We start from the raw sequence: 13369 nt of genomic DNA, 5'->3' as shown, positions 1-13369 counted from the left end.
CCTGACCGGTGCCCACGTGACCGATTCTGCTCAAAACCTCGTCGAACTGACTGCGGTGGACTTCGCCTATGCGGACCACGGCAAGCCGATCCTGTCCGGCCTGACCATGCATTTCCCGCGCGGCAAGGTGATTGCGGTGATGGGCGGCTCGGGTTGCGGCAAAACGACGGTGCTGCGGCTGATCGGCGGCCAGATCCGCCCGCAGGCGGGCACGGTCAGCTTTGCCGGCACCGATATCCACACGCTGGATACCCGCGGCCTGTACGAGGTGCGCCGCCAGATGGGCATGCTGTTCCAGTTCGGCGCGCTGTTTACCGACCTGTCGGTGTTCGACAATGTGGCGTTCCCGCTGCGCGAGCACACCGACCTGCCCGACTCGATGATCCGCGACCTGGTGCTGATGAAGCTCAACGCGGTCGGCCTGCGCGGCGCGCGCGACCTGCTGCCGTCGCAGATCTCGGGCGGCATGGCGCGGCGCGTGGCGCTGGCTCGCGCGATCGCGCTGGATCCGGCGCTGCTGATGTATGACGAGCCCTTCGCCGGGCTGGACCCGATCTCGCTCGGGCTGACCGCGCGGCTGATCCGCAGCCTGAACGACGCGCTGGGCGCCACCACGATCATCGTCTCGCACGACGTGCACGAGACCTTCCAGATCGCCGACTACGTCTATTTCATTGCCGACGGCCGCATCGTCGCGCAGGGCGAGCCTGAGGCGCTGCGCGCCTCCACCGACCCGTTCGTGCACCAGTTCGTCCATGCCGAGGCCGACGGCCCGGTGCCGTTCCACTACGCCGGACCTTCGCTGGCCGAGGATTTCGCCGGAGGTGCGCGGTGACGGACTTCTTTACCCCCATCGGCGCGGCCGTGCGCCGCAGCCTGTCGGGGCTGGGCCATGCCACGCGCATGTTCCTGACGCTGCTGGGCCTGTCCCCGACGCTGCTGCGCCGCTTCCGGCTGGTGACCGACCAGGTCTTCTTTGTCGGCAACCTGTCGCTGGTGATCATCGCGGTGTCGGGCCTGTTCGTGGGCTTCGTGCTTGGCCTGCAGGGCTACTACACGCTGAACCGCTACGGGTCCGAGCAGGCACTCGGGCTGCTGGTGGCGTTGTCGCTGGTGCGCGAACTGGGCCCGGTGGTGACCGCGCTGCTGTTCGCCGGCCGCGCCGGCACCTCGCTGACTGCCGAGATCGGCCTGATGAAGGCGGGCGAGCAGCTGACGGCCATGGAAATGATGGCGGTGAACCCGCTGCAGCGCGTGATCGCGCCGCGCTTCTGGGCCGGCGTGATCGCCATGCCGGTGCTGGCGGCGATCTTCAGCGCGGTCGGCATCCTGGGCGGCTACGTGGTGGGCGTGCAGTTGATCGGCGTTGACGCCGGCGCCTTCTGGTCGCAGATGCAGGGCGGAGTCGATGTGCGCGCCGACGTGCTCAATGGCGTGATCAAGAGCTTTATCTTTGGCATTGCCGTGACGTTTATTGCCCTGTACCAGGGCTTCGAGGCCAAGCCCACGCCGGAAGGCGTCGCGCGCGCGACCACCCGTACCGTGGTGATTGCGTCGCTGGCCGTGCTGGGGCTGGATTTCCTGCTGACCGCGCTGATGTTCAGCAAATGACGCGGCCATACCAACGACAAGACAGCGACAAGAACACTACGGGGTTGAAGAAAGAGATTCCAATGAAAAAGAATGCACTCGATTTCTGGGTGGGGCTGTTCGTCGCGGCGGGCTTTGTCGCCGTGCTGTTCCTGGCCCTCAAGGCGGGGAACATGAGCGCCTTTTCCTTCCAGGACACCTATAGCGTGCAGGCGCGCTTTGATAATATCGGCGGGCTCAAGCCGCGCGCGCCGGTCAAGAGCGCGGGCGTGGTGGTCGGCCGCGTGGCGGCGATCCGCTTCGACGACAAGACCTACCAGGCCACCGTCGAGATGAGCCTGGAGAAGCGCTACCAGTTTCCCAAGGACACCTCGGCCAAGATCCTGACATCCGGACTGCTCGGCGAGCAGTACATCGGCCTGGAAGCCGGCGGCGACACCGCCATGCTGGCCGAAGGCGGACGCATCACCATGACGCAGTCGGCGGTGGTGCTGGAAAACCTGATCGGCCAGTTCCTGTACAACAAGGCTGCAGATGCCGGCGCCGGTGCCAGCGCACCGGCGCCGGCAGGGGACCTCAAATGAGTGTTGCCCCATCCTTCTGCAAGGGCCTGGCCGCGGTGGCTGCCGCGGCCGTGCTTGCCGGTTGCGCCACGGGCCCCACCGCCAATCCGAAAGATCCGCTGGAGCCGTTCAATCGCGAAGTCGCGAAGATCAACGAGGACTTCGACAAGGGCATCCTGCGCCCGGTGGCCCAGGTCTATGCCGACTACATGCCCACGCCGGTGCAGCGCGCGGTGGAGAACTTCTTCTCCAATGTGAGCGATGTCTACTCGGCGGCGAACAACCTGCTGCAGGGCAAGCCCGCCCGCGCCGCAGAGGACACCATGCGCGTGGCCATGAACACCGTGCTGGGGATCGGTGGCCTGATCGATATCGCCACCCCGGCCGGCCTGCCCAAGTACAAGGAAGACTTCGGCCAGACGCTGGGCGTGTGGGGCGTGCCGCCCGGGCCGTACCTGGTGCTGCCGCTGTTCGGGCCCAGCACGGTGCGTGACACCGGCGGCATGCTGGTGGACCGCAGTTTCGATCCATCGGCCTATTTCTATCCGGTATCGCTGCGCAACTCGCTGACCGGCGTGCGCATCGTCGCCGGCCGGGCGCAGCTGCTGGGCGCGAGCAACCTGCTGGAGCAGGCGGCGCTGGACAAGTACTCGTTCATGCGCGATTCCTACCTGCAGCGGCGCCAGTACCTGGTCTACGACGGCAACCCGCCGGAAGGCGACGAGGATGCAGACAGCGCCCCGGAGGCGCCGGCGGCGCGCCCTGAAGCCCCTGGCGGGGCCGAAGGTGAAAAGCCTGCCACGCCCGCTACGCCCGCTACGCCCGCTACGCCCGCTACGCCCGCTACGCCCGCTACGCCCGCGCAGCCTGCAGCACCGGCACCGGCACCCGCCGCGCCGCCGGCCGACGCCTCGGCCCCGGCCGCCACCCCGGCGCAGCCTGCGCAGACGCCCCCGGGCGACCTGCAGCCTGAGAGCCAGAGCCTGCCGATACCGCCCATGGATCCGATGCAGCGGATCGTGCCGGGTGTTCGTATCCGCTGACTCTGCGTGGCGCGGGCGGCTCCAGGGCCCGCGCCAGGCTGTGAATGCCCTGTGAGGGCTGAAACAATTTGTTTATAAGTAGCGGAAAAGGCGCTTGTGGGGGCAACCACCGCTCCGCGCTTATGTTCCAATCACCGCAAGGCCGCGCGCCAACCAATGGCGCCCGGCCAGTTCGCCTTCGGCGAAAAATGTCTTTGATAAAGAAGGAAAATCCATGATAAAGCGACTGTTGGTCCCCTTCCTTACGGTAGTTGCCTTCGCAGGCACGGCGCACGCCCAAGTGGCGACCCAGGACGCAGCGACCCCGGACGGGCTGGTCAAGGCCGTGGTCAGTGACGTGATGACGACCGTCAAGGCCGACAAGGACATGCAGGCCGGCAATATCGCCAAGATCACCGCGCTGGTCGAGCAGAAGATCATCCCCAACGCCAACTTCCAGAAGACCACGCAGATCGCCATGGGCCGCAACTGGTCCAAGGCCACGCCCGAGCAGCAGAAGCAGATCACCGAGGAGTTCAAGACCCTGCTGATCCGCACCTATGCCGGCGCCATCGCCCAGATCCGCGACCAGACCGTGCAGTACCGCCCGTACCGCGGCACGGCTGACGATACTGATGCCACCATCCGCACCCAGGTCGTCAACAAGGGCGAGCCGATTCAGATGGACTACCGCCTGGAAAAGACCGCCCAGGGCTGGAAGGTCTATGACATCAACGTGCTGGGCGCCTGGCTGACCGAAGCCTACAAGGGCAGCTTCAACACCATCGTCGGCCAGCAGGGCGTCGAAGGCGTGATCAAGACGCTGCAGGACCGCAACCGCCAGCTGGCCAGCGCCAAGAGCTGAGGCGCGTGCCCAACGGTGCGCCGCTGCAATGCAGCACGGCGCGCCGATCTGCTTTACAATGGCCGTTCGCGGCACAGACTCCCGCCCGATGTGCGGGAGTCGTCGTTTTTGCCACCGTATTCAAGCTACCGATCCCCAGGCCACGCATCCATGCTCTCGCTAGGCACCTCGCTGACCAACCAGAACGCCGCCGCCGTGCTGCGTGACGGGCTGGCACGCGTGGCGCAGGGCGAGGTGCAGATCGACTGCTCCGGCCTGGCGCAGGTGGATTCCTCTGCGGTCGCCGTGCTGCTGGCATGGAACCGCGCCGCCGCCGCGCGCAGCCAGGCGCTGTCGCTGCGCGGCGTGCCGCCGCAGCTGTCGCAACTGGCCAGCCTGTACGGCGTGGACGGCCTGCTGGGCCTGGCCCCCGCGGCCGCGCCGCAAGGGCACCACCACCGACATTGATCCGGCATCGCCGGTCGCCAGCACGGCGGCCGCCAGCGATGCCGCGGCGACGGCCCTGCGCGGTCGCCGAGCCCCTGGGGGCGGATCAAGCGGGACCCTCCCCGCATCCCCTATAATTCCGGGTTGTTCGCCCATCCCCCCGCCTGTTACCGGTTCATGCCACGCCGGGCCAGGAAGTCCGGGCACGCAGTTGCTCCCCAATTCCCGGCGGCCGGCCCCGAAAAAGCCGGACCCGCCACAAACAATCGGCCATGAAAGCCATTGAAATCCACGACGTTCGCAAGCGCTACCGCAACCTGCAGGCGCTCAAGGGCGTCAGCTTCACCGTCGAACGCGGCGAATTCTTCGGCCTGCTCGGGCCCAACGGCGCCGGCAAGACCACGCTGATCTCGATCCTCGCCGGCCTGAACCGCGCCGATTCCGGCCGCGTCAGTGTGCTTGGTCACGATGTCGTCGCCGACTACCGGATGGCCCGGCGTATGCTGGGCGTGGTGCCGCAGGAGCTGGTGTTCGATCCGTTCTTCACGGTGCGCGAGACGCTGCGGCTGCAGTCGGGCTACTTTGGCCTGACCCGCAACGATGACTGGATCGACGAGATCATGGCCAACCTGGACCTGACCGGGAAAGCCGACGCCAATATGCGCCAGCTCTCGGGCGGCATGAAGCGGCGCGTGCTGGTGGCGCAGGCGCTGGTGCACCGCCCGCCGGTTATCGTGCTGGACGAGCCCACCGCCGGTGTGGACGTGGAACTGCGCCAGACGCTGTGGAAGTTCATCTCGCGCCTGAACCGGGAAGGGCACACCATCATCCTGACCACGCACTATTTGGAAGAGGCCGAGGCCCTGTGCGACCGCATCGCCATGCTCAAGTTCGGCGAAGTGGTGACGCTGGACCGCACCAGCAACCTGCTGACGCAGTTCGCCGGGCTACAGCTGGTGCTGACCTTTGCGCGCGGCGTCCTGCCGCCGGCGCTGGAGCCGCTGCGCATGCCGGCCAACCCCGGCGAGCGCGCGGTGCGCCTGCGGTTGTCGGGCTACCAGGCGGTTGAACCGATCCTGGCCGCCTGCCGCGAAGCGGGCTGTGACATCGAAAACATGGAAATCAACAAGGCCGACCTCGAGGACGTATTTGTGCAGATCATGCGCCGCGAGGGGCATATGCCCGGTGCGTTGCCCGATCCGGCGATGGAGGCCGTGGCATGAAGCAGCCTAGCGATATCGAGGTCCTGGACGACACCGGCCTTGGGCCGATGGCCGTGGGCGGCCTGGTGGGTTTCCGCACCCTGCTGTACAAGGAAGTGCTGCGTTTCTGGAAGGTCAGCTTCCAGACCGTGGCCGCGCCGGTGCTGACCGCGGTGCTGTACCTGCTGATCTTCGGCCATGTGCTGGAAGACCGGGTCAAGGTCTATGACCAGATCAGCTACACCGCCTTCCTGGTGCCCGGCCTGGTGATGATGAGCGTGCTGCAGAACGCGTTTGCCAACAGCTCGTCATCGCTGATCCAGTCCAAGATCACCGGCAACCTGGTGTTCGTGCTGCTGCCGCCCTTGTCGCACTGGGAAATGTTCGGCGCCTACGTGGTGGCCTCGGTGATCCGCGGGCTGACCGTGGGCCTGGGCGTGCTGCTGGTGACGGCGTGGTTTGCCAACCTGCATTTTGCCTATGTGGCCTGGATCCTCGTCTTTGCGCTGCTGGGTGCGGGCATCCTCGGCACGCTGGGCCTGATCGCCGGCATCTGGGCCGAGAAATTCGACCAGCTGGCCGCGTTCCAGAACTTCCTGATCATGCCGGCGACCTTCCTGTCCGGTGTGTTCTATTCGATCCATTCGCTGCCCGCCTTCTGGCAGGCGGTGTCCCATGCCAATCCGTTCTTCTACATGATCGACGGCTTCCGCTATGGCTTCTTCGGCGTCTCGGACGTGTCGCCGCTGTTCAGCCTGGCAGTGGTCGGATCGGCGTTCGTGGTGCTGGCCGCGCTGGCGCTGCGCTTGCTGAAGTCCGGATACAAGCTGCGCCACTGAACTGTGGCCGGCCATACTGAATCACGCTGAAGAGAACCCCATGCTGCCTACACCGGAACAAGTCAGGGATTACATTGCCCAAGGACTGCCCTGCGAACATCTGCAAGTCGAGGGCGATGGCCAGCACTTCTTTGCCACCATCGTCAGCGCCGAATTTGAAGGCAAGCGGCTGATCCAGCGCCACCAGCGCGTCTATGCCGCGCTGGGCGACCGCATGCGTGCCGAGATCCACGCGCTGTCGATGAAGACGCTGACGCCTGCCGAGTGGCAGGCGGGCGAAGGCAAGTAAGCCCCGCCAATATGCGCCGCGCCACCCGCGCGGCCCCAGAACCATGACGCCGGGCGCGTGCCCGGCTCCAGACGACAGAACATGGACAAATTCCAGATCCACGGCAATGGCCCGCTGAAGGGCGAAATCCGCGTGTCGGGCGCCAAGAACGCCGCCCTGCCGATCCTGTGCGCGGGCCTGCTGACGGCGGATACCGTCTCGCTGGACAACGTGCCGAACCTGCAGGACGTGCGCACCACCCTCAAGCTGCTGCGCCAGATGGGCATGCAGGCCGAGTTGGATGGCGCCCGCGTGACCCTGAACGGCGCCGACGTCAACGTGCTCGAGGCCCCGTATGAGCTGGTCAAGACCATGCGCGCCTCGATCCTGGTGCTGGGCCCGCTGGTGGCCCGCTTCGGCGAGGCCCGCGTGTCGCTGCCCGGCGGCTGCGGCATCGGCGCGCGCCCGGTCGACCAGCACATCAAGGGCCTGCAGGCGATGGGCGCCGAGATCAGCATCGAACACGGCTTTATCCATGCCCGCGCCAAGCGCCTGAAGGGCGCGCGCGTGGTCACCGACATGATCACCGTGACCGGCACCGAGAACCTGCTGATGGCTGCCACGCTGGCCGAAGGCGAGACCGTGCTGGAAAATGCCGCGCGCGAGCCCGAGGTGACCGACCTGGCCCACCTGCTGGTCAAGATGGGCGCGAAGATCGAAGGCATCGGCACCGACCGCCTGGTGGTGCAGGGCGTGGAGCGCCTGCATGGCGCCAGCCACAGCGTGATCGCCGACCGTATTGAGGCCGGCACCTTCCTGTGCGCCGCCGCCGCGACGCTGGGCGACCTGGTGCTGCGCGGCGTGCAGCCGGACATCCTCGACACCGTGCTCGACAAGCTGCGCGAAGCCGGCGCAAAGCTCGAGACCGGCGCCGATTGGATCCGCCTGGCGATGCCGCAGCGCGCGAAGGCCGTGAGCTTCCGCACCTCGGAGTACCCGGCCTTCCCGACCGACATGCAGGCCCAGTTCATGGCACTCAATGCCGTGGCCGAAGGCACCGCGCGCGTGACCGAGACCATCTTCGAAAACCGCTTCATGCACGTGCAGGAACTGAACCGCCTGGGCGCGGACATCGCGGTCGAAGGCAATACCGCGGTGGTCAACGGCGTGCCGCGCCTGTCGGGCGCCAACGTGATGGCGACCGACCTGCGCGCCTCGGCCAGCCTGGTGATCGCCGGCCTGGTGGCCGATGGCGAGACCGTGATCGACCGCATCTATCACCTGGACCGCGGCTACGACCGCATGGAAGACAAGCTGTCGGCAGTGGGCGCGAAGATCCGCCGCATTGCCTGAGGAAGTCCGATGAGCCCCACTTTCAACGCATCGCCCAACCAGCTGACGCTGGCGCTGTCCAAGGGCCGCATCTTCACCGAGACGCTGCCGCTCCTGGAAGCCGCCGGCATCCGCGTCACCGAGGACCCCGAGACCTCGCGCAAGCTGATCCTGCCGACCTCCGACCCGGCCGTGCGCGTGGTGATCGTGCGCGCCTCGGACGTGCCGACCTACGTCCAATATGGCGCCGCCGACTTCGGCGTGGCCGGCAAGGACGTGCTGATGGAAAGCGGCATGGCCGGCCTGTACGCGCCGATCGACCTGAACATCGCGCGCTGCCGCATGTCGGTGGCGGTGCCGGCCGGGTTTGACTACGCCAACGCGGTGCGCCAGGGCGCGCGCCTGGCCGTGGCTACCAAGTACGTGCAGACGGCGCGCGAGCATTTTGCGAAAAAGGGCGTTCACGTCGACCTGATCAAGCTGTACGGTTCGATGGAGCTGGGTCCGCTGGTGGGCCTGTCCGATGCCATCGTCGACCTGGTCAGCACTGGCAGCACGCTGCGCGCCAACAACCTGGTCGAAGTCGAAGAGATCGTGCAGATCTCGTCGCGGCTGGTGGTGAACCAGGCCGCGCTCAAACTCAAGCGCGAGCGGCTTGCGCCGATTCTCGACGCATTCGAACGAGCTTCGGCGGCGCTGGCGTAAGGCCACACCAGGCCCGCGCCGACTGAGAGGAAAGTAGTCATGAACGCAACCGAAATGGAAAACCTGCCGATCCGCCGGCTCGATTCCAGCAAGCCTGGCTTTGCCGAGGCGCTGGGCCAGGTGCTGGCCTTCGAGGCTGGCGAGGACGAGGCCATCGATCGCGCCGCGGCGCAGATCCTGGCCGACGTGAAGGCGCGCGGGGATGCCGCGGTGCTGGAATACACCAAGCGCTTCGACCGCGTGGAAGCGTCGTCGATGGGCGCGCTGGAGGTGTCGCAGCAGCAGCTGGAAGCCGCGCTCGAAGACCTCGAGCCCAAGCGCCGCGCCGCGCTGGAGGCCGCCGCCGCGCGCGTGCGCGCCTACCACGAGAAGCAGAAGATCGAATGCGGCAGCCACAGCTGGGAATACACCGAGGCCGACGGCACCATGCTCGGCCAGAAGGTGACGCCGCTGGACCGCGTCGGCATCTACGTGCCGGGCGGCAAGGCCGCGTATCCGTCGTCGGTGCTGATGAACGCGATCCCGGCGCGCGTGGCGGGCGTGAAGGAAATCATCATGGTCGTGCCCACGCCGGGTGGCGTGCGCAATGAGCTGGTGCTGGCCGCCGCGCAGATCGCCGGCGTAGACCGCGTGTTTACCATCGGCGGCGCCCAGGCGATTGGCGCGCTGGCCTACGGCACGGCGACGCTGCCGCAGGTCGACAAGATCGTCGGCCCCGGCAACGCCTATGTGGCCGCGGCCAAGCGGCGCGTGTTCGGCACCGTCGGTATCGACATGATTGCCGGCCCGTCCGAGATCCTGGTGATCTGCGACGGCACCACCGACCCCGACTGGGTGGCGATGGACCTGTTCTCGCAGGCCGAGCACGACGAGCTGGCGCAGTCGATCCTGCTGTGCCCGGACGCTGGCTATATCGCCCGCGTCGAAGCCAGCATCCAGCGCCAGCTCGGCACCATGCCGCGGCGCGAGGTGATTGCCGCGTCGATCTCCGGCCGTGGCGCGCTGATCAAGGTGCGCGACATGGAAGAGGCCTGCGAGATCGCCAATGCGATCGCGCCCGAGCACCTGGAGATCTCCGCCGAGAACCCGCGCCAGTGGAGCGAGAAGATCCGCCACGCCGGCGCCATCTTCCTGGGCCCCTATACCAGCGAGTCGCTGGGCGATTACTGCGCGGGCCCGAACCACGTGCTGCCGACCTCGCGCACCGCGCGCTTCTCTTCGCCGCTGGGCGTCTATGACTTCCAGAAGCGTTCGAGCCTGATCGAAGTGAGCGAGGGCGGGGCGCAGATGCTCGGCCAGATCGCCGCCGAACTCGCGTACGGCGAAGGCCTGCAGGCCCACGCCCGCAGCGCGGAATATCGTTTCAACAAACGCAGTTGATCTACTGACCCACGCTGCCTGATAACGCAGCCAACTTTGGAGTTCCCATGTCAGCCGTAGAGCCCTCCCTGATCGAACGCATCATCCGTGACGACGTACGCGCCATGGGCGCCTACCACGTGCCGGATTCGCACGGTCTGGTCAAGCTTGACGCGATGGAGAACCCGTACCGGCTGCCGCCCGATCTGCGCCGCGAACTGGCCGAGCGCCTGGGCGAGGTTGCGCTGAACCGCTACCCGGTGCCCAGCAGCGAAGCGCTGCGCGCGAAGCTGAAGACCGTGATGCAGGTGCCCGCCGGCATGGATGTGTTGCTCGGCAATGGCTCGGACGAGATCATCAGCATGCTGGCGCTGGCCGCGGCCAAGCCCGGCGCCAAGGTGATGGCGCCGGTGCCGGGCTTCGTCATGTACGCGATGTCGGCGCAGTTCGCCGGCCTGCAGTTCGTCGGCGTGCCGCTGCGCGCGGACTTCACGCTCGACCGCGCCGCCATGCTGGCGGCGATGGCCGAGCACCAGCCCGCCATCATTTACCTGGCCTACCCGAACAACCCGACCGGCAACCTGTTCGATGCCGCCGACATGGAGGCCATCGTCCGCGCCGCCCAGGGCGAGGTCTGCAACAGCCTGGTGGTGGTCGACGAGGCCTACCAGCCGTTCGCGCAGCACAGCTGGATGCCGCGCCTGACGGAATTCGGCAACCTGCTGGTGATGCGAACCGTATCCAAGCTGGGCCTGGCCGGCATCCGGCTGGGCTACCTGGCCGGCGCGCCGGAATGGCTGTCGCAGCTCGACAAGGTGCGCCCGCCCTACAACGTCAATGTGCTGACCGAAGCGACAGCGCTGTTCGCGCTGGAGCATGTGTCGGTGCTGGACGAACAGGCCGCGCAGCTGCGCGCCGAACGCACCCGCGTGGCCGACGGCATGGCCGCCCACGCGGGGGTGACGGTGTTCCCCAGCGCCGCCAATTTCCTGCTGGCGCGCGTGCCGGATGCTGCACAGACGTTCGACCGGCTGCTGGCCCGCAAGGTATTGATCAAGAACGTGAGTAAAATGCACCCGTTGCTGGCCAATTGTCTGCGCGTCACGGTCAGCACCCCCGAAGAAAACGCGCAGTTCCTTGAGGCATTCGCAGCGTCGCTGCAGGATTAACACCATGCGTGTTGCAGAGGTCACCCGCAATACTTCGGAAACGCAAATTCGCGTTTCCCTGAATCTCGACGGCAGCGGCCGCCAGAAACTGGCGTCCGGCGTGCCGTTCCTTGACCACATGCTGGACCAGATCGCCCGGCATGGCATGTTCGACCTGGAGGTCGAAGCCACCGGCGACACGCATATCGACGACCACCACACGGTGGAAGACGTGGGCATCACGCTCGGCCAGGCCGTGGCAAAAGCCATCGGCGACAAGAAGGGCATCACCCGCTACGGCCACAGCTATGTGCCGCTGGACGAATGCCTGTCGCGCGTGGTGATCGATTTCTCCGGCCGCCCCGGCCTGGAATTCCACGTGCCGTTCACGCGTGCGCGCGTGGGCAGCTTCGATGTGGACCTGACCATCGAGTTCTTCCGCGGCTTCGTCAACCATGCGGGCGTGACCCTGCATATCGACAACCTGCGCGGCATCAATGCCCACCATCAGTGCGAGACCGTGTTCAAGGCCTTTGGCCGGGCACTGCGCATGGCGGTGGAGCTGGACCCGCGCGCGGCGAACACGATCCCGTCGACCAAGGGTACGCTCTGACCTTTCCACCACGGTAGGCGTGCCGGCTGGTTGCGGCGCCCGCTGACCTTCCAAGCCTGAACCTGGCCAGCGATGCTGGCGACCCGCAACCGATGGATACGCTCAAGTCGTTTATTTCGCTGCTGGCGCTGATCAACCCGATCGGGGCGATCCCGTTCTTCATCAGCCTGACCAGCCTGCAGACGGAAGCGGAAAAGCTGCGTACCATCAAGATCGCATCGGTTTCGGTGGCGATCGTGGTGGCGGTGTCGGCCTTGCTGGGGCAGCAGATCATCGAGTTCTTCAATATCTCGGTGGCGTCGCTGCAGGTGGGTGGCGGGCTCATCATGATCATGATGGCCATGAACATGCTGAACGCGCAGACCAGCCGCACCAAGGCCACGCCGGAAGAAGAGGACGAGGCCGAGGTAAAGTCCAGCATCGCGGTGGTGCCGCTGGCGCTGCCGCTGCTGACCGGGCCGGGCTCGATCAGCACGGTGATCGTCTATGCCGGCAAGACCCAGCACTGGTACCAGTTGCTGATCCTGGTCGGCCTGGGCGTGGTGATCGGTGCGGTGGTGTACCTGGTGTTTCGCGCGGCCGACCCGATTGCCCGGGTCATCGGCCGCACCGGCATCAATATCGGCACGCGCCTGATGGGGCTGATCCTGTCGGCGCTGGCCGTGGAATTCATTGTGGACGGGCTGAAGACATTGTTGCCTGTTTTGAAATCATGACTACCATAGCAATTGTGGATTACGGCATGGGCAACCTGCGCTCGGTGGCGCAGGCGCTGCGTGCCGCGGCGCCGGAAGCGGACGTGCGCGTGGTGAATGCCCCCGAAGGCATCCGCTCGGCCGACCGCGTGGTGCTGCCCGGCCAGGGCGCGATGCCCGACTGCATGTCGGCGCTGGGCGCGTCCGGGCTGCAGGAGGCGGTGGTGCAGGCCGCCGCCAGCAAGCCGATGCTGGGCGTGTGCGTGGGCGAGCAGATGCTGTTCCAGTTCAGCACCGAAAGCCGGGCCGGCGTGGACCGTACGCCGGCGCTGGGCCTGATGCCCGGCCAGGTGGTGCGCTTTGCGCTGGACGGCATGACGCAGCCCGACGGCTCGCGCTACAAGGTGCCGCAGATGGGTTGGAACCGGGTTCGCCAGGCCAGGCCGCACCCGCTGTGGGACGGTATCCCGGACGACAGCTGGTTCTATTTCGTCCACAGTTACTATGTGCAGGCGCAGGACCCGGCCCATGTTGCCGGTGAAACGGAATACGGAGTCGTATTTACCAGCGCGGTAGCGCGCGATAATATTTTCGCGACGCAGTTCCACCCCGAGAAGAGCGCGGCCCTGGGCCTGCAGCTGTACCGGAACTTCGTCCACTGGAATCCCTGACCCGATTCGTTTTTTTACCGATCATCGACCGCTAACTCGACCCGTCACCCGACCTGTTTCCGATCGACTAT

16 protein-coding genes are annotated in these 13369 nt (G+C 66.5%); all 16 read left to right on the top strand.

Going from position 1 to position 13369, the window contains the following annotated elements:
* Positions 1-16: 16 nt before the first annotated feature.
* Positions 17-835 (top strand): ABC transporter ATP-binding protein, encoded by an 819-nt coding sequence (locus CNE_RS16460; RefSeq protein WP_013958213.1) that lies wholly within the window; start codon positions 17-19, stop codon positions 833-835.
* On the top strand, positions 832-1611 hold the full coding sequence (mlaE, locus tag CNE_RS16455; protein ID WP_013958212.1) for a lipid asymmetry maintenance ABC transporter permease subunit MlaE: 780 nt from the start codon (positions 832-834) through the stop codon (positions 1609-1611). The genes CNE_RS16460 and mlaE overlap by 4 nt, the downstream gene beginning before the upstream one ends.
* A 62-nt stretch (positions 1612-1673) precedes the next feature.
* Entirely contained in the window at positions 1674-2174 is a 501-nt protein-coding gene (mlaD, locus tag CNE_RS16450; RefSeq protein ID WP_041228201.1) for an outer membrane lipid asymmetry maintenance protein MlaD, read from the top strand.
* Entirely contained in the window at positions 2171-3196 is a 1026-nt protein-coding gene (locus tag CNE_RS16445) for an MlaA family lipoprotein (RefSeq protein ID WP_013958210.1), read from the top strand. Before mlaD ends, CNE_RS16445 begins: the two co-directional genes overlap by 4 nt.
* A 214-nt stretch (positions 3197-3410) precedes the next feature.
* On the top strand, positions 3411-4040 hold the full coding sequence (locus CNE_RS16440) for an MlaC/ttg2D family ABC transporter substrate-binding protein (protein WP_013958209.1): 630 nt from the start codon (positions 3411-3413) through the stop codon (positions 4038-4040).
* Between the two features lie 150 nt (positions 4041-4190).
* Positions 4191-4487 (top strand): STAS domain-containing protein, encoded by a 297-nt coding sequence (locus tag CNE_RS16435; protein ID WP_013958208.1) that lies wholly within the window; start codon positions 4191-4193, stop codon positions 4485-4487.
* Positions 4488-4738: 251 nt separating this feature from the next.
* Positions 4739-5689, top strand: coding sequence for an ABC transporter ATP-binding protein (locus CNE_RS16430; RefSeq protein WP_010812337.1), 951 nt, complete (start codon positions 4739-4741; stop codon positions 5687-5689).
* The gene (locus CNE_RS16425) at positions 5686-6507 is read left to right on the top strand and encodes an ABC transporter permease (protein ID WP_013958207.1); all 822 of its coding nucleotides are present in this window, start codon (positions 5686-5688) and stop codon (positions 6505-6507) included. Before CNE_RS16430 ends, CNE_RS16425 begins: the two co-directional genes overlap by 4 nt.
* A 40-nt stretch (positions 6508-6547) precedes the next feature.
* Positions 6548-6796 (top strand): BolA family protein, encoded by a 249-nt coding sequence (locus tag CNE_RS16420; protein ID WP_010812335.1) that lies wholly within the window; start codon positions 6548-6550, stop codon positions 6794-6796.
* An 81-nt stretch (positions 6797-6877) separates the two neighbouring features.
* Positions 6878-8128 carry a UDP-N-acetylglucosamine 1-carboxyvinyltransferase gene (gene murA / locus CNE_RS16415; protein WP_013958206.1) on the top strand — a complete coding sequence of 417 codons (1251 nt, stop codon included), beginning with the start codon at positions 6878-6880 and terminating at the stop codon, positions 8126-8128.
* A gap of 9 nt (positions 8129-8137) precedes the next feature.
* Positions 8138-8812 (top strand): ATP phosphoribosyltransferase, encoded by a 675-nt coding sequence (gene hisG, locus CNE_RS16410; protein WP_010812333.1) that lies wholly within the window; start codon positions 8138-8140, stop codon positions 8810-8812.
* A 39-nt stretch (positions 8813-8851) separates the two neighbouring features.
* The gene (hisD, locus tag CNE_RS16405) at positions 8852-10192 is read left to right on the top strand and encodes a histidinol dehydrogenase (protein ID WP_013958205.1); all 1341 of its coding nucleotides are present in this window, start codon (positions 8852-8854) and stop codon (positions 10190-10192) included.
* Positions 10193-10239: 47 nt separating this feature from the next.
* Positions 10240-11340 (top strand): histidinol-phosphate transaminase, encoded by a 1101-nt coding sequence (gene hisC, locus CNE_RS16400; protein WP_013958204.1) that lies wholly within the window; start codon positions 10240-10242, stop codon positions 11338-11340.
* 4 nt (positions 11341-11344) lie between these two features.
* Positions 11345-11932: an imidazoleglycerol-phosphate dehydratase HisB gene (gene hisB / locus CNE_RS16395; protein ID WP_013958203.1), complete on the top strand. Its 588-nt coding sequence runs from the start codon at positions 11345-11347 to the stop codon at positions 11930-11932.
* A 92-nt stretch (positions 11933-12024) separates the two neighbouring features.
* Positions 12025-12648, top strand: coding sequence for a YchE family NAAT transporter (locus tag CNE_RS16390; RefSeq protein ID WP_010812329.1), 624 nt, complete (start codon positions 12025-12027; stop codon positions 12646-12648).
* Complete coding sequence (hisH, locus tag CNE_RS16385; protein ID WP_013958202.1) at positions 12645-13298, top strand: imidazole glycerol phosphate synthase subunit HisH; 654 nt, start codon at positions 12645-12647, stop codon at positions 13296-13298. Before CNE_RS16390 ends, hisH begins: the two co-directional genes overlap by 4 nt.
* Positions 13299-13369 lie beyond the last annotated feature (71 nt).

Origin of the sequence: Cupriavidus necator N-1 (genome assembly GCF_000219215.1) — a bacterium.
Taxonomy (GTDB): domain Bacteria; phylum Pseudomonadota; class Gammaproteobacteria; order Burkholderiales; family Burkholderiaceae; genus Cupriavidus; species Cupriavidus necator.
The sequence above is the reverse complement of the archived record's forward strand: the minus strand, read 5'-3'. Positions and strand labels throughout refer to the sequence as shown.